Genomic DNA, 17,398 nt, shown 5'->3' on the forward strand with positions numbered 1-17,398 from the left:
CTGAGCATTTTCATATTAAAATCATTTGATAAACCCCTAAAGATAATAAAATTAAAACGAGATGATGCTGCCCATGATAAAAGATTGGCTAAAACTACCGCCTCAATACCAATTACAGACTTTAAGCATCATCAAGACTGACGGTACAATCATTCCTGTCTCTGTAATTGGCAAAGGCAAGCCTGTAATCTTGCTACATGCGTATGGCATGGATGCACGTGAGTTTTTACCTTTTATATTGCCACTTACTGGCGAATATAGGTTTTATCTCCCACACTTTAGAGGTTTTGGAGAAGCGAAATTGTCCAATTTGACGCAATTTGATTTTGTGCGCCAGTATGCTGACGATATCAACGCTGTGATTGAGCAAATCTGCCATGACCTTACAATAGAATCTTTACCGGTTGCCGCTATTTCAATGGGCGCGCAAGTAATGTGGGGGTATTTTGAGCGTTTTGATATGTCACGGATCAGCCGTTATATAAATATCGACCAAAGTCCTGCGATTCATAATCAGTCTGATTGGCAAGGCGGCTTATTTGGTAAGCGGCAGCAGGAAGTGTTTGATATATTTCATGAAGTGGTAGATATGACACTGCCTTATGCTAATGTTGATAGCTTTACGCACCTACCATTTACGATTAAACGTCGAGTCACGGATATTGAGCGGCTATTCTCTTTACTATCAGTAAATCGTACACGCTCAAAAGCTATCGTACAATTCTTGACTCATCAAAACGATCATAAGCTGGTGTTTTATAATCACAGTACATGGCAACATAAGATGCGCTGTTTGCAAGCATATTTAAAACTGGAGTACGATTTTCGAGCCGTCATAGAAAAAGTCACTATTCCAGTGGTGAACGTAATTGGAGGTCGCTCAAAGCTCTATGATCCTAAGTGGCAGCAAGAAGTGACCCGTATGCTACCCAATGCAACTGAGATCGTTTTGCCGCGCTCTGGTCATGCGGTACCAATGGATGAGCCGATTGGGTTTTATAAAGTATTAAAGGGGTTTTTGGGAAATGAGCGATAGGTGATATGGTAAAAATCTGGGTTAAAAACCCAGCCTACGACAGCGTACCTTAAGTTTCTAGTCGGGCTTTGCATTTCCAACTAAACAGCTTCAAACTAATCAGTGAGCGCTTTAATCAATTCAAATCTAGGCACTTCTTTACCGTCACGCGTGACTGTCTCGCTAAACATCGACAGTGGTCGTACCCATACGCCATATTCGCCGTACAGACAACGATAAACCACTAGCATTTCTTCCGTTTCGGAATGCTGAGCGGTATGCAAGACTTGGTAGAGATTGCCTTTATAATGGCGGTAAATGCCTTGTGGCATAGATTGGTTCATAAATATTTTCCTAGTCTTCCCCATAAATGTATGAGCTAAATACTGTCTCGTTATGTTTAAATAATAGAAATAGATAAGGCCGACAATCAATGTCGACCTTATTTATGCTCTTGATATTAAAAGCCCTATCAACCCACCGTTACTTTTGCATAGCCTTTCTTGCCTGCTTGAATAACAGCCGTCTGACCTGATGTTAAGCTAAAGCTAGCATCAACCACTTCGCCATCTACTTTTACCGCGCCACGTTTTACCATATCTTTGGCTGCTGAGTTGTTTTTAGCAAGTGTTGCTTGGTTTAAGATTTGAGTGATAAATAGTGCTTCTTGACCTTCTAGATCTAGCATAATTTGTGGCAGATCAACTGGCAATTCACCATCAGCCAATACGTTGCCCGCTGACTTGTGCGCATTAGCTGCCGCATCAGCGTCATGGAAGCGCTCGATTAATTCTTCGGCAAGGATACGTTTGATTTCTTGTGGATTGCGACCGTTTTCCATCTCTGTCATCAATGTTTCGACTTCTTCCATCGGCTTAAAGCTTAAAAATTCAAAGTAGCGACGAATTAAGGTGTCTGGCATGGATAGCAGTTTTTGGTACATGGTGCCCGGTGCATCATAAATACCGACGTAATTGTTCAAGGATTTAGACATTTTATTGACGCCGTCTAATCCTTCTAAGATCGGCACTGTGATACAAACTTGTGGCTCTTGGCCGTAACGGCCTTGCAAAGTACGCCCCATTAGGATGTTAAAGGTTTGGTCGGTACCGCCCAGCTCGACGTCAGCTTTTAGTGCAATAGAGTCGTAGCCTTGCACCAACGGATACAAAAACTCATGAATAGCAATGGGCGTTTGGGCGGCATAACGTTTGGAGAAATCATCACGCTCAAGCATACGCGAGACGGTAAGCTGGCTTGACAGCTGAATCATATCTCCTGCTGACATATCATTAAACCATTCAGAGTTAAAAACAATCTTGGTTTTTTCTTTATCCAAGATCTTAAACACTTGCTCGGCATAGGTCTGAGCATTGGCTTTGATTTGCTCATCAGTCAATGGCGGACGCGTGCTATTCTTGCCAGAAGGATCGCCAATCTTGGCCGTATAATCACCGATTAAAAAATAAATCTCATGACCTAAATCTTGAAAGTGCTTAAGCTTATTAATCAGTACCGTATGACCCAAATGCAGGTCAGGCGCGGTAGGATCAAATCCTGCTTTGATACGTAGCGGACGGCCCAGTTTGAGTTTCGCAACTAAATCCTCTTCAGATAAGATTTCTTGCGTACCGCGTTGCACAAGGGCAATTTGTTCTTCTAGGGTGTATGAATGGTCTGTCATGATGCTCTCTTTATTGTCTTTATTAAAAGGGTAACGCGTTTGGGCTATTTAGGACTTCGTAGCCTGTAAAAGATGTTAGAATTTGAGGGATATACTAGCGTTTTTTAAGGTAAATTGCCATGACCAACCCTGCTCAGACCACGAATGACCCTGAAAACACCGAATTTTTAGCTGACTTAGCTGATTCAATAAATAATGATGACGATACAAACTATGCCTCCCTGACTGAAGCATTGGAACAAACGGTGTTTGAAAGTTTTGATGATGGTCTGTATATCGGTGTGATGTCAGGCACTAGCTTGGACGGTATGGATGCGGTGATTTGTCAGTTTGAGGATGAAAATAACACCCAACAGCCGATGCAGCTATTAGCCACTTATAGCCAAGATTTCCCGCCGCGGCTGCGTGAGGTACTCTTGGCTTTGTGTCAGCCAAATGGTGTTCAAGAATTAACGCCAACGGCTGATGAGCCAAATAATGAGCCAAGCAGCGAATTGGACTGGTTTGGCTGGGCAAGTAAAGCTTATAGCGAGTTTGCGAGCGTTGTGGTCAATAATCTATTACAGCAGTTGAATACCGATAGTGAGTCGGTCCTGGCGATTGGCTGTCATGGGCAGACGGTACGTCATCGTCCGCAGTTGGGCTTTAGCTTACAACTACTCGATGCCAATATTATCACTGAACAAACGGGCATTAGTGTCGTCAGCGACTTTCGTCGTCGTGATATGGCAGTTGGCGGTCAGGGGGCACCTTTGGTTCCCGCTTTTCATAAGGCATTATTTGCCGCACCTGATAACACGCGAGTATTATTAAATTTGGGCGGTATTGCCAATATTACTGTCTTGCCAGCTGGTGATAGTTCTATTGTTGGTTATGATACTGGCCCTGCCAATTTATTACTTGATGCGTGGACCGCGCTACATACCGACAATGACTATGACGCAGGCGGTGCATGGGCGCAGTCTGGACAAGTCATTGAGCCACTACTTAATCAATTATTAGAGTATCCATTTTTTGCGAAACCTTATCCTAAAAGTACAGGACGCGAGGACTTTAACCTAGAGTGGCTACAAAGCGAACTACAAAAATTTGATCAGATTTCTGCCTCTACTCGCTACTCATCAGCAGATGTACAGGCAACATTGACAGAGCTTACTGCCATTAGTGCCAGTGCACAAATCAATATGTTTATTAATGCAAAAGTAAATAGCTCGGTGTATGTCTGCGGCGGCGGCGCATTAAATGATTACTTAATGGAGCGCTTGCAAGCGCATCTGCCCCATTGCACAGTAGAGACTACAGCAAGTCTAGGACTTGAGCCAACTTGGGTAGAGTCTGTGGCCTTTGCTTGGCTGGCACGCCAAACTTTGATGGGTGAAACAGGTAACTTGCCAGCGGTAACAGGCGCAAGTAAAAGCGTAGTACTGGGGCAAGTGTGTTTTGCTTAACCAGCAAATAGGTTTTTAGGTCTTTAGGTTTATAGAGATCTTAAACGCGTCATGACTAGCAATGTAGCAACAGCATGCTAACTTTCTATTTTATCTTACTCTAGCGTCATCATTCTATAAATTATTAAGTTTACAGACGTGCACTTATGTGCTTTATAATAGTTGCTAAAATGGCAAGATAACGCTATAAATAATATTGCGTAATTTTAGAATATTTACAATAAAACAAGTAGTCTCACCCCTTTAGGATCGCAAGTACAGGATATATCACATGAGCCAAAACAGCAGTTCACCGACACCGCAACATACCAACGCTGAATCAAAACTGCGTCGTAAGCCTCCTCATCATGAGCGTCCTGATGAGATGCGTGTCGTCGTTACTGGTATGGGGGCTGTTACCCCGCTAGGTATGGATGTTGAGAGTACATGGACACGGTTGCTCAATGGCGAAAGTGGTATTTCAACCATCTCACATTTTGATGCAACTGATTACCGCGCCCAAATCGCAGGTGTGATAAAAGACTTTGATACTAAGCCATACATGAGCCCCAAAGATGCACGCCGCTATGATGCGTTTATGCACTATGGTGTCGCTGCTACTGCGATGGCACTCAAAGATGCAGGCTTTATCGAAGAGATTAGCGCTGAGGATACGCCGGTACAGAATGTCGATCAGGAGCGTTTCGGTGTCATATTAGGATCAGGTATCGGTGGTATTCAGACTATTGAAGACAGCTGCGCTATGCTAACTGAAAAAGGCGCTAAAAAAGTATCGCCATTTATCGTACCAGGTTCTATTGCCAATATGGCAGCTGGACTGGTGGCTATCAAACACAAACTCAAAGGCCCCAATCTGGCTACAGCAACCGCCTGTACGACAGGTACACATGCTATCGGCTTGGCTGCACGTCTAATTGCTTATGGCGATGCTGATGTTATGATTGCAGGTGGTAGCGAGAGAGGTTCGAGCCCATTAGGTATGGCAGGTTTTGCAGCCATGCATGCACTCTCTACTCGTAATGATGAGCCTACCAAAGCATCACGCCCATTTGATAAAGATCGTGATGGTTTTGTGATGGGTGATGGCGCAGGCGTGTTGGTGCTTGAAAGTCTTGCCCATGCTAAAGCACGCGGTGCAACCATACTCGCTGAAGTCGTCGGCTTCGGTATGAGTGACGATGCCAGCCACATTACCGCACCCCCTGAAGATGGTAATGGTGCCGCGCGCGCTATGCAAAGTGCCCTCAATGACGCAGGTATCGAGCCATCAAGCGTTGGATATGTCAATGCCCATGGCACCAGTACCCCTGCTGGAGATGTCGCTGAATCGATCGCTATTGAAACCGTTTTTGCACCAGTTAAAGACAGCATCTTGGTCAGCTCAACCAAATCAATGACTGGACACTTACTGGGCGCAGCTGGTGGTGTTGAAGCTATCTTTACTATATTAGCTTTGCAAAATCAGCACGTGCCGCCAACGATTAATCTAGATAATGTCGAGGATAACTGTAATCTAGATTATGTAGCCAATCAATCACGTAAGGTTGAGAATCTCAATTATGCTGTCTCTAATAGCTTTGGCTTTGGTGGTACCAACGGCTCAGTAATTTTTGCACGTTGGTCATAATTAACGTCATTATTACAGGTATTGGGTCTTAGTTGCATCCTATACAAGTCATAAAAGCGAATAATACTATCAATGTAACGCTGGTAGCAGTTTTGCTACGTTTGTCCCCTTGCAGCCCCTTATTATAGTTGCGTATGATAAGGGGTAATTTTTAGAAAATTTATGGAAAAGTCTATGTCAAGCTATTCGTTTTCGCATCAATTTTATCAGCGTTGGACTCGTGCGCCAGAGCAGATACGGGCTGCCATCGTTCAAGAGTTAACGGATATCACGACTCTGCTGCAAACAGACACCCCCTATGAAAGTTTCACATTTAGTTTGCCAGACTTAGATGCACACCTCGATGAGCTATATAGTGTGCATAAAGCTGAGCAAGCTGCTGCAAAAGAGCTTGCCGATAAGCAGGCAGAACAACGTGCCGCTGCTGAACAACTACGCTTAGCAGAAGAAAAAAAGCGTGAGGAAGAAAAAGCACGTGCTGCAAAAATTGAACAAGAAGAAGCTATGCGTCAAAAAGAAAAACAGCAAGCAGAACAAGCTCAAAAAGATGCGGATGAACAAAGCCTTGCTGAGCAAGAGAAGAGCGATACCGAAGCCGCTACGAACGACAAGCAAACTACAAGCGATGCACACAGTCCTACTAACGACGAAAAAAACAACGTCAATGGTCATTCTCATACGGTTAATCAGACTGAAAACACTATCGTAAAACCTCAAAAAGGGGCAGCAATCGACCTGTCTTTTAAAAACCCAGAACTGACTGCCGCCCACGAGAGTTTAATTCAAGAGCTTGAAATGCATGTAGACGACTATTTGAGTGAGCAAATGATGCAAATATCTGAGGATCTAAAGTCGTGGTTACGGGCTGAAGTGAGTCAGCAACTCGCTGGAATCACAGAAAAAAACCAAGCTGTCGAAGACATTGTTCAAGAAAACATGGCTAAAAAACACTAGTCTATTAACTGATTTATCGACAGCTTTCAGATACTTGTCAAAAAATAAAGTTTTAATAAAAAGCCCCGTAAACATTTTTACGGGGCCTTTTGTATTTCAATTAAGCATTAACCAATCTTTATTTTAAATAGCTTGTGTACGTTCGGTCAGCCATTCAAGCGCTGCGCCATCAACGCGATCTTTTAGCTCAGCATAGACTTGGCTATGATAATCGTTAAGCCAATCAATCTCTACTTTGTTGAGCAAGGATTTATCGATCAAACGGGTGTCAATTGGGCAATAAGTGATGGTTTCAAAGTTTAAGAATTTGCCAAACTCGGTCTCAGTAGGGTTCGCTACCGGCATATTGACCACCAAATTTTCGATACGAATACCCCACTTACCTTCGCGGTATAAGCCTGGCTCATTACTGGAGATCATCCCCTCTTTCATCGCACGCTCTTTCGGCGTACTGGCACTATAAGCGATGACTTGCGGGCCTTCATGGACGTTTAAGAAGTAACCAACGCCATGACCGGTACCATGCCCATAGTCCATTTGTGCCTGCCATAATGGCGCACGGCAAATCGCATCAATTAGTGGCGAGGCAATACCATCAGGGAAGCTTGCACGCGCCAAAGCAATATGAGCTTTGAGCACAGTGGTAAAGTCACGTTTGTGCTCGCTGCTTACTTTTCCAATACCGACCACGCGAGTGATATCAGTGGTGCCGTTTTGGTACTGAGCACCTGAATCAATCAGTAGTAAGCCTCCTTCGCCCTCAGCGACGTCAAGGTAGCTAAACTTCTCTGGGGTCGCACGATAATGCGGCAATGCACCGTTTTCATTAAAGCCTGCAATCGTTGGAAAGCTTGGTGAAACATAATGTGGCTGCTGACTACGTACCTCAATCAGCATACTATCAACATCAAGCTCACTTAAACGCTCACCGTCTGCTAGACGCTGCTCAAATGCAGCAAAGAACTCACTCAATGCCGCCCCATCTTGACGCATGGCTTCACGTACATGATCTATGTCTGAGTCAGACTTAACAGATTTGAGTAGTGTACTAGGTGCCATTTGCTCAATAAAGCCCACATCGTCCGCCATCTTCGATAGCGTACCCACGGCAACTTTACTTGGATCTAACAATAACAAGTCTTCTGGTGTCATCTCGCTCAGCGCATCTTGTACGGCATCATAATCAGCAAGGGTGATACCACTATCTTGTAGATCTTTTGCAATATCAGAGCTGACTTTATTATTATCAACGAACAGCGTTGCTTTATCTTTACTAATGAGCATATGTGATAAAAATACAGGATTATAATCGACATCAGCGCCGCGCAAATTGGTGAGCCAAGCAATGTCATCTAAGCTTGATAGCAGATGATGTGTCGCGCCTGCACCAGCCATACCTTCACGTACCGCAGCAAGTTTTGAGCTAGTAGATTGTGCGACGAACTGCGCATCATGCTGATATAACTCTGCTGATGGTAGCGCTGGACGATCTGTCCATATCTCTGTCAACACATCACGCTCGGTGATTAAGGTAATGTCGTTAGCATCAAATGCATTTAATAGCTTATCTTGCTCAGCGATAGACAGCACATTGCCATCGACGGCCACGCTATCACCCTCTGCCAAATGTGTAGCTAACCAGTCGATATGGTTTGGCTGACCGGGAGCAAGCTTCTCCAAGCTGATACCTGTACCTTTTAGCTGATCAGCGGCATGCACCCAATAACGACTATCAGTCCACAGACCTGCAAAATCAGCCGTAACTACCAGCGTACCAACTGAGCCTGTAAACCCTGACAACCATAACCGCGCTTGCCAATATTCTGGTAAATACTCAGATAAATGCGGATCGGCTGACGGTACGATAATGGCGGTAAGGTCTTGTACGACTAAAGTTTTACGTAAGCTATCGATACGATCATGTATGGCTTGTTTATTCATTAAAAGTTTCCTTATTGATATTGATTATGGAGCGTTGATATCGTGAAGCGACTATGCATAGTCGTCTTATTCGAGTGGATAAATTTTTAAGCGTTGACAAAACGTTCAGTATTCGAATATGCATCAGCCACATTCAAAATACTAAAAATTAAAATATCGTAAGTAACCAGACGACACATAAATGAAGCCACCTATTATTTCTATAAAATAGTATGACAGCAAAGCATCTTAGATGTCTGGGCACAAAGCAGGCTTTCAATAGCGCAAGATAATTATCTTATCGAGTGAAACAATAAAACGTGCTACCAGTAATGGTAACACGTCTGAAGATTTGTCTTTTATTGAGCGTGTAGCCTGTACAAAAGTAACATCAAAGCGCTGTTTATTGGACAGTCTTATCAGCATGCTCGCTCTTTTTGAGCATATTATTGATAGGCTTTGCTAATATTAACAAGATGGCAGCAGTCACCACCAAAAAGACGGTCATTGTGGTAAATAATGTTGGTAGACCTTCAATTTTATCGGCTGACACATTGCCACCAAAAAATGCCGCGACCAAGTTACCCATCGCTAAAGATGCAAAGAAAAGCCCCATCATCTGTCCTTGCATGCCCTTTGGTGCAAGTTTCGTCATTGACGACAGACCCACAGGACTAAGCGCCAACTCACCAAGTGTTAATAGCAGCAAACTACCAACTAGCCATAAAGGCGATGCTAGGCCCGTATCATTGGTCAAAATGCTTTTTGAGGCGATAATCATCAGACCAAAGCCTGCGGCAGCAAGTAACATCCCAAGGGCAAACTTCACCATACTACTTGGTTCAAGACCTCGATTACCAAGCTTGACCCAAATAATACTAACTATGGGCGCTAGGAGAAGAATAAATAAAGGGTTTAATGACTGGAACCAAATGCTTGGAATCTCAAAACCTAAAACGTTTAGATCAGTATAGCGATCAGCAAATAGATTAAATGAGGTCGGCTGCTGCTCAAAGCTTGACCAAAACAGCGTTGAGCCGATAATTAAAATAAAACAAATCAGCAAACGCAATTTATCGGTTTTATCCAACCTTGGTGAAATAAACATAACCAAAAAATATAGTATCACCACACTTGCAATGATATAGGTCATATACTCTGCCACCATTTGCGGCTCAAAAGGCATGATACCAGTAGCGACCAACACAACGATTGCGACCAGTAAAGCCACAAATCCTATAACCCAGCGTCCGATATTGTTAAAACGGTCATTTGAGCGCTCCCATTCAGCAGCGATGCCTTTTGCTTGCGCATAGTGTGTCAGTGTTTTTTGGGCAGAAAAGCGGTAGATAAGTAGTGAGACTAACATACCAAGTCCACCAACCCCAAAGCCGACATGCCACATACCTTGCTCTTTAAACACCCCGACGATAAGTGCGGCTAATAAGGCGCCGATATTGATACCCATATAAAATAGAGTAAAGCCACTATCACGGCGTACATCACCTTTAGAGTATAACGCCCCAACCATCACCGAAATACAGGTTTTAAACAATCCCGATCCCAACACGATACAGATGAGACCGACGAAAAATAACGTCATACCGAACATCGCGGAGAGCGCAATACATAGATGGCCAAGCGCGATAATAATACTGCCCCACCATAATGCACGCTCTTGTCCAAGCCAGTTATCAGCTAGCCAGCCACCAGGTACTGCTGCCAAGTATAAAGAGCCTGCAAAGATGCCATAGATAGCAGAAGCGGTGACCTCATCAAAACCAAAGCCACCGCTTCCTACTGTCGCCACCATGAATAATACTAATAGCGGACGGATACTATAGTAAGAAAATCGCTCCCACATTTCAGTAAAGAATAAAGGACGCAGTGGCCGAGGATGACCCATAAACCCATTGTCTAGTGCTTCTAGCTCAGCAGCACTAACCTCTGATTTTGTTTCCGTGCTCATAAGTTTATTCCTTTGCTGCACTATGATAAAGATAGACCAAGCCCGTCATTTCTAAGACGGAAGGTCGCAAATGCGCGTTATTGTTTCATTAGATTATAAGTATGTAAAGTAAAAGAGTGTTCATGAATTGAACAGTCATTCACAAAGTCCTGACATAAAAAAGCACCGAGCTATTATATTTAATAGCTCGATGCTTTTTATAAACGCTACTACTTGATTATTCGTTATAAAATGCTAACGATACGATTTAACTATCTTATCAAACAATCTCATTAGACTATTGAGCAGTAGTCGTATCTTCAGCCGTACCAGCATCCACATCACCATCAGCTTGCTCTGCGGTAAGCTCGGTATCTTCAACCGCAGCTTGGCTCACTGTGCCAGAAGCAGTGCCTGTACCAGCTTCAGCGCTAACCACTGCGCCACTTGTGTCTTCAGCAGGCGTGACGGTAGCGTCAGCGGCAGTTTCGGCCGCACTCTCGCCAGCACCTACTGTTGCGGTTGCGTCGGTATCAGTATCTGCTGACGCGGCTTCTGCGGTATCAGTTGCTGCTGTCTCTTCAGCAGCGATCGCTTCTGCTTCATCAGCCGCTGCCGAGGCTTCAGTCGTTTCAGCTGTGATGTGCTCACCTGCTGGACGCAAGAATGCTGAGACACCAATAATTAAGACAATACCCAAAAACAAGGCAATGCCGCCTAAGGCATACATAAACTCTTTTTTTGGATTGTTGTTGACGATATCTTCTGACATACCTTATCCACCTTGCACAAAATATTTGAAATTTTAGCCTATTATATCGCAATTTGTACTAATGTGTTAAAACCCTTAACTATTTGAAGGAATTATTATTTAGTACTCGCTCATAAGCCATTAATGTTGTCCCTTCTATCTACCAATACGAGCGCGATCGGTGGCGCGTTTGCCAAGATAGCCCAACAATAATAATAGCGCCATGATAAATAAAACTGGGTAATTACCAAAACGCATAAATGGTGTATTGCCAACCCGCGCTTGTACATGACCTCGCAATACTGTGCGCTCAAACTGCGGTGCGCGCTCAACGATACGGCCTTTATGATCGATGATAGCCGTCACACCAGTATTGGTAGCTCGCATAAACCAGCGGCCATTCTCTAACGCGCGCATTTGTACCATTTGTAAATGTTGCAGTGGACCTGCCGATGTACCAAACCAAGCATCGTTTGAGATGGTCAATAAAAAGTCAGTACTGATGGCGTTTTTACGAGTGGTATTAGGGTAAGCAACTTCGTAGCAAACCGCCGCGCCTAGATTATGTCCGCGCACCTGTAATGGTAACTGCTCATCACTACCGCGGCTATAGCTCATGATGTCTTGGCTACCTGCCAAATTCGGTAGTATATCTAATAAGCCCTCAAATGGAATATACTCACCAAATGGCACTAAACGCTGTTTTTTATACAAGCCTTCTGCATCAGCACCTAACGCAACGACACTATTATAAAATGGAGGATACTTATCCTGAGTTTCATCAAACGCCGCCTCATCCTTGTACGGAATCCCTGTCACCCACGTAGTGTCAGTGGCTTTGGCCATTTTTACCATTTCATTGATAAAACCAACCGCTTCTGTCTGAAACATTGGAATCGATGATTCAGGCCAAAGGATAAGATCGCGCCCCCATTCTGTGCTCGTTAATTTGGCATAAATGTTGAGCGTTTCTACTTGATATTCAGTAAGCCATTTTAGATCTTGCGGTATATTGCCTTGAATCAAAGATACGGACAAATCAGGTGTACCCTTTGGCTTAGTCCACTGTGGATTGATCAACCACAATGACGTACTAATGATTAGCAAGGCGATTGCAACCACCATGTAACCGCCGCGACGACGTAACAGCTCAACGATACTTGCTGCCAATAGGATGGCGACAAAAGAGATAGCAAACACTCCAGCGACTGGCGCAAGTGATGACAACCAATACTGCTCAGTAAAGGCATAGCCGACGAACAACCACGGAAACCCTGTGAACAGCCATGTTTTCATCCATTCCTGTAGCACCCAAAGCGCGGCAAACGATAAAGGCTGCTTACCGACTACACGATTAAACAACAACGCTAAAAAGCCATGGAACAACCCCATGCCTAGGCCCATAAGCGCAATCATAATGAGTGCAAGCCATGCAGGCGTCGCTCCATAAACGTGAATGGAGGTATACAGCCAAAATGCGCCGACGCACCAAAGCCCCGTACCGTATGCTTGTCCGATGATAAATGCACGTTTACCAGTCATCGCTGGTAACAATAGACCATATAAAATAGCAGGCGACAATAGCGCTAATGGCCAGATATCATAAGGTGCGAGCGCAAATATGAATATTGCACCTGCAAGCCAAGCAATCAAAATAGTCAACCCAAGCGATAAGCGCTTAGGCTTATTGGGGTTTAAACGCTTTTGTAAATCCACAGTAGACAGGCGCATAGCTATTATCCGAAACCTTATTATTCAAAACGTTAAATCTGAGTTTACTTGTTTGACGGCGACTGTTTTTGACAGCAATCGGCTGTAAATACTCAAAATTAAGAATGCCTTAAAATTAAATGCGCCCATGATACCAGCCTATATTCATTAATGGGTAAATTTGCGTAGTAAAAAGAGCATATACTAAAAAGCAAAAAACACGACCGCAGTCGTGTTCTTATCATACAAGTTTAATATGAATGCGTATGGCGCTTATCAAAGGCTATATCGACTATCTAATAATTGACTATCTTAAATAAGCCCTTGTCTAATAGCTAGATTATTATCAATAAGCTAATGGCTACCTATTAATAGACGCTGATCGTCAGTGGTTTTAGTCAGCTCTAGATTTTGAATAAAGCGTCCTTCTGCATCGATTACTTTGATTTTCCAATCGTCTATTTGTACGCTTTCACCTTCTAGGTCACCCACATAGCCAAGTGTTTGCATGACAAGACCACCCATCGTATCGACATCGGTATCATCAAAATGGCTACCTAGCTCATCGTTACAGTCTTCAATCACCGTAGACGCTTGTACTCGCCAAGTATTAGGTTTTTCGGGATCGGCGATAATATTATTAATATCACTGTCTTCATCAAAATCATCATGCTCATCAACAATGTCCCCGACGATTTCTTCTAACAGATCCTCCATCGTGACCACACCAGCGAAGTTACCAAACTCATCAACCACAATCGCCATATGTACTTGAGTACGCTGTAATGAGCGCAGTAACGTATCAGAGCGCGCAGTTTCACTAATATAAAGAGGTTGACGTACCAAGTCTTTTAGACGTTTGCTGTTGATTTTATCTTCTTGGTCACGCACCATGTGGACAAGAATAGGAATCAAATCTTTAGCAAGTAAAATACCGATAACGGCATCATCATCTTGACTGTCAAAGACAGGATAACGCGAATGCGTCGTATCAAGGATAATGTCCATTACTTCAGCAAGGCTATTGCTTTCGTGCAAGCCAATTACTTGCGGACGCGGTGTCATGATTTCACGTACTTGTGTGGCTGGCAAGTCCAGTACACCTTCGAGCATATCAACTGTATCTGGCTCTAAGAACTGACGGGAGTCTTGTACCAAACGAATCAATTCATCACGGGTTTCAGGGGCGGTCGATAGCCAGCGTTTTAAGCCGCGCATCGACCAACTACTCGGGCTTGGAGCATCGTCAGACATGGCGATATGAGTTAACCTCTTTAGTTTAGTATAAAAAATATGTTAATGGGTTGGGTCATGGAGAGTAAAATAAACAAGCCTAGGTATTATTAATTACAAGTATCGTTAATCATTAAGGATAGATAGACCAGTCTAAATTAGCTTCACTTTATCGCAAGCCAATCAGACATTCAACGACAAATTTATCCAAATTGTATTGTCAGTGTGTTATAAACTTTGCTATCGTCAACGACTTTACTTATCTAGCCCAAACTTATGTCGCTTCGCTCTCTTTTTTCTCGGCTTCGATCATCACGAAAACCCACTTTTGGTGCTTTTAAAGACAAGCGTCACCCTGTGCGCCAAACAAACGGTTGGCGATACAATATTGTCTCTTTTTTGGTCGTTCTTAGCCTATTGCTATCAGCATTTTGGCTACTGATGTTAATTGGATATCAGCTTGGCGCATACAATCCTCTAACTTGGCTTGCGTGTGTGTTAATTATCAGTTTACTTACATCGCTATTGCTCACAAAAACCAAGCCAAAGCTCGCAAGTAAAACTATCAATAATACGTTTCATCGATCCTTTTCACAAAGAACCATTATTACTTGGCTAGGAGGTCTGTATGCTGCTGTCTGGTTGCTGGGTCTGGGATGGTTTTTTTCCATTGAAGCTAAGCAAAGCCGCGACTGGATGCCTGAGGTTAGTCAAAGAGTCACCTACAAGCGTGATACCACAAACCCTGATTTGATAACCTTTACCAATATGCGTAATTTTGATTGGCATACTAGCGAAGATGCGACTGAACGCTGGGAGACGCGTACAGTTGATATGTCTAAATTGTCCGGAGTCGATGTCATTAACTCTTATTGGATGGGGCCACTGATTGCTCATACCTTAGTCAGTTTTCGTTTTGAAGATGATCGTCCGCTTGCCTTCTCTTTTGAGATTCGTAAAGAAAACGGCGAAGCGTTTTCAGCGTTTGCAGGCTTTTTTAGACGTTACGAGCTCAGCCTCATTGCCTCTGAAGAGCGCGATATTATTTATACTCGTAGCAATGCGCGCGGTGAGCAAGTGTATGTGTTGCCTGTTAGCCATTTGCAGCAGTCGGAAGTCAGATCATTGTTTGAGTCATACTTGACCGCGGCTGACGAGCTCAATGCTAAGCCTGCTTGGTATAATACCTTAACCAGTAACTGCACCAATATTATTTTCTACATGGCGCGAATTGTTAGCGGCGAACGTCTGCCATGGGATTATCGAATTTGGGTATCAGGTTGGCTACCAAACTATCTATATGATGTCGGCATGCTCGATGCCAATCCTAACAACAGTGGTCAGCCTTGGTCGATGGCTACCTGGTATGAGCGTGCCCATATCAATCCAAAGGTTAGAGGTTTTGACAATCAGGCTAATCTAGACACTCAGGTTAATGGTAGCAGGTTTTCAGCTCAGATTCGCCAAGGTGTTCCCATACCGCCGCTGGCAGACTCGCAAGCCAAAGCCGACGCAGAAGCCAAGTCTGCTGCCAAGGCTTCTAATGATTAGTATTTTTAGTGGTTGGAAATCTCATCGAACAAGACTTTAAGCCAACTAAGGCGTAACCCAGTTAACCACTCGCGTCTCCATCTCCTCATCAGAGATACCAATCTCAGAGACGCAGCGCCCTGCCACCCCGACATTGGCCGCGCGCATTTGCTGCTGCGTTATGACGGCGTCTTGCGTTAATAGTAGATGCCAATCTGGTAGCGATTGACCTTTATATAAGCGCTTATACGCGCAGTGCGCTGGTAGCCACATCATATTGGGCAAATTCTCAATCGTCAGTTGAATACAATCAGGTACGTACTCTTGGCGCGTATCATAATGTCTACAATAGCCTGTCGCACAGTCCATGAGCTGACAGGTCACATCCGTATATTCAACCAGTTCTTCATCATCATCGTCCATATATTTAATCAAACAACAACTGCCACAACCGTCACACAATGCTTCCCATTCGCTATGATTTAACTCATCTAGACTAAATCGGGTCCAAAACTGTGGACGTAGCGTTGCACTATCGGCCTCGTCGGGCTTTGTACTGGATGTTTTATCAGATACTTTTCTTGAAAATGAACTTGATGAATCTAACAAGTTTGGCCTCATGGAGTCATAGTAGGGTTTTATAAAGTCACAGTATCATTTTGATAAAGAGCGTTACAGTATTATAGCTGTTTTTGTTGGTCGTGGGCGTTAAGGTAGGACGAGTCAGACGATTGAATACGCACAAACACCCCTAAATAAACTTACAATATAAAAAAGGATAATAATATGTCCATTCAAACTTATGAATTAGTCAGCACGACAGACAATGGCGTTGAGCTTATTAGCTATGTTGCACTACCAGAAGATGCTTCTGATACCAACCCAGCGCCTGGCATTATGGTCGCACCAGAGTGGTGGGGCGTGGTTGACCATCCTAAGACCATCACCGAAAATTTGGCCAAAGCTGGTTATGCGGCCGTGGCGATGGATGTCTACGGTGAAGGCAAACTGACTGCAGATGCTGCCATGGCCAATATGTGGATGGAACAAGTGCTTGCAGACCAAGACATGCTAATGGCACGCTGCCGCCTAATCCTCAATGACTTTAGTAGCCAATTGGCAGTCAATGGTGATAATTTAGGCGCGATTGGTTACTGCTTCGGTGGTAAAGTTGTCCTCGATATGGCGCGCGAGGGTATGCCGTTGAAGGCTGTTGCTAGCTTCCATGGTAACTTAGCGCCAAAGCAGCCTGCAGATAACAACTTTAGCGCAAAAGTACTCATCGCTCACGGTGCTGATGATTCTATGGTCTCTATGGACGCAGTCGCAGACTTCAAAAAAGAGATGGACAACGCAGGCGCTGACTATACTGTCGATGTCTATGACAATGCCAAGCATGGTTTTACCAATCCAAATGCAGACGAGCGCGCTGCTAAGAACGATATTGATTTGGGCTACAATGAAAGCGCAGCTAAGCAAAGCTGGGAAAATATGCTTGAGCTTATGAAAGCAAATTTAGGGTAATTATTTAACAGTCTCAACTGATTACAGTGATCATAAAATTCAAAGCGAAGCATG

General features: G+C 43.8%; 14 protein-coding genes. 6 read left to right on the forward strand and 8 right to left on the reverse strand.

Annotated elements, in window-relative coordinates; translation table 11 throughout:
- The first annotated feature begins 73 nt into the window (after positions 1-73).
- Entirely contained in the window at positions 74-1,036 is a 963-nt protein-coding gene (locus PENNN9_RS10130; RefSeq protein ID WP_058369578.1) for an alpha/beta fold hydrolase, read from the forward strand.
- Between the two features lie 95 nt (positions 1,037-1,131).
- Here PENNN9_RS10130 and PENNN9_RS10135 read toward each other — a convergent pair whose 3' ends face one another.
- Positions 1,132-1,359 carry a DUF1653 domain-containing protein gene (locus PENNN9_RS10135; protein ID WP_058369567.1) on the reverse strand — a complete coding sequence of 76 codons (228 nt, stop codon included), beginning with the start codon at positions 1,357-1,359 and terminating at the stop codon, positions 1,132-1,134.
- Between the two features lie 128 nt (positions 1,360-1,487).
- On the reverse strand, positions 1,488-2,699 hold the full coding sequence (gene tyrS, locus PENNN9_RS10140) for a tyrosine--tRNA ligase (protein ID WP_058369568.1): 1,212 nt from the start codon (positions 2,697-2,699) through the stop codon (positions 1,488-1,490).
- A gap of 119 nt (positions 2,700-2,818) precedes the next feature.
- Here tyrS and PENNN9_RS10145 point away from each other — a divergent pair, with 119 nt between their 5' ends.
- The 3 genes from PENNN9_RS10145 to PENNN9_RS10155 all read left to right on the forward strand — a co-directional run bounded on the left by PENNN9_RS10145 (position 2,819) and on the right by PENNN9_RS10155 (position 6,728).
- A complete protein-coding gene (locus tag PENNN9_RS10145) occupies positions 2,819-4,147 on the forward strand; it encodes an anhydro-N-acetylmuramic acid kinase (RefSeq protein WP_058369569.1) in 1,329 nt (442 codons plus the stop codon).
- 364 nt (positions 4,148-4,511) lie between these two features.
- Positions 4,512-5,774: a beta-ketoacyl-ACP synthase II gene (gene fabF, locus PENNN9_RS10150; protein ID WP_058369579.1), complete on the forward strand. Its 1,263-nt coding sequence runs from the start codon at positions 4,512-4,514 to the stop codon at positions 5,772-5,774.
- 174 nt (positions 5,775-5,948) lie between these two features.
- The gene (locus tag PENNN9_RS10155) at positions 5,949-6,728 is read left to right on the forward strand and encodes a hypothetical protein (protein WP_058369570.1); all 780 of its coding nucleotides are present in this window, start codon (positions 5,949-5,951) and stop codon (positions 6,726-6,728) included.
- Between the two features lie 123 nt (positions 6,729-6,851).
- Here the strand turns inward: PENNN9_RS10155 and PENNN9_RS10160 are convergent, their stop codons facing one another.
- The 5 genes from PENNN9_RS10160 to PENNN9_RS10180 all read right to left on the reverse strand — a co-directional run bounded on the left by PENNN9_RS10160 (position 6,852) and on the right by PENNN9_RS10180 (position 14,311).
- A complete protein-coding gene (locus tag PENNN9_RS10160) occupies positions 6,852-8,669 on the reverse strand; it encodes an aminopeptidase P family protein (RefSeq protein WP_058369571.1) in 1,818 nt (605 codons plus the stop codon).
- 382 nt (positions 8,670-9,051) lie between these two features.
- Positions 9,052-10,617: a peptide MFS transporter gene (locus PENNN9_RS10165; protein WP_058369572.1), complete on the reverse strand. Its 1,566-nt coding sequence runs from the start codon at positions 10,615-10,617 to the stop codon at positions 9,052-9,054.
- Between the two features lie 277 nt (positions 10,618-10,894).
- Complete coding sequence (locus PENNN9_RS10170; RefSeq protein WP_058369573.1) at positions 10,895-11,368, reverse strand: hypothetical protein; 474 nt, start codon at positions 11,366-11,368, stop codon at positions 10,895-10,897.
- A gap of 135 nt (positions 11,369-11,503) precedes the next feature.
- The gene (gene lnt, locus PENNN9_RS10175) at positions 11,504-13,078 is read right to left on the reverse strand and encodes an apolipoprotein N-acyltransferase (RefSeq protein ID WP_058369574.1); all 1,575 of its coding nucleotides are present in this window, start codon (positions 13,076-13,078) and stop codon (positions 11,504-11,506) included.
- A 333-nt stretch (positions 13,079-13,411) separates the two neighbouring features.
- Positions 13,412-14,311 carry a CBS domain-containing protein gene (locus PENNN9_RS10180; RefSeq protein WP_058369575.1) on the reverse strand — a complete coding sequence of 300 codons (900 nt, stop codon included), beginning with the start codon at positions 14,309-14,311 and terminating at the stop codon, positions 13,412-13,414.
- Between the two features lie 336 nt (positions 14,312-14,647).
- Here PENNN9_RS10180 and PENNN9_RS10185 point away from each other — a divergent pair, with 336 nt between their 5' ends.
- Positions 14,648-15,841 (forward strand): DUF4105 domain-containing protein, encoded by a 1,194-nt coding sequence (locus PENNN9_RS10185; protein WP_227511792.1) that lies wholly within the window; start codon positions 14,648-14,650, stop codon positions 15,839-15,841.
- A 45-nt stretch (positions 15,842-15,886) separates the two neighbouring features.
- On the opposite strand, the gene PENNN9_RS10190 is transcribed toward PENNN9_RS10185, so the two are convergent.
- Positions 15,887-16,429 carry a YcgN family cysteine cluster protein gene (locus tag PENNN9_RS10190; RefSeq protein WP_227511793.1) on the reverse strand — a complete coding sequence of 181 codons (543 nt, stop codon included), beginning with the start codon at positions 16,427-16,429 and terminating at the stop codon, positions 15,887-15,889.
- 177 nt (positions 16,430-16,606) lie between these two features.
- Here PENNN9_RS10190 and PENNN9_RS10195 point away from each other — a divergent pair, with 177 nt between their 5' ends.
- Positions 16,607-17,344 carry a dienelactone hydrolase family protein gene (locus PENNN9_RS10195; protein ID WP_058369577.1) on the forward strand — a complete coding sequence of 246 codons (738 nt, stop codon included), beginning with the start codon at positions 16,607-16,609 and terminating at the stop codon, positions 17,342-17,344.
- Positions 17,345-17,398: the final 54 nt, after the last annotated feature.

Source organism: Psychrobacter sp. ENNN9_III, assembly GCF_001462175.1.
Lineage (GTDB): Bacteria > Pseudomonadota > Gammaproteobacteria > Pseudomonadales > Moraxellaceae > Psychrobacter.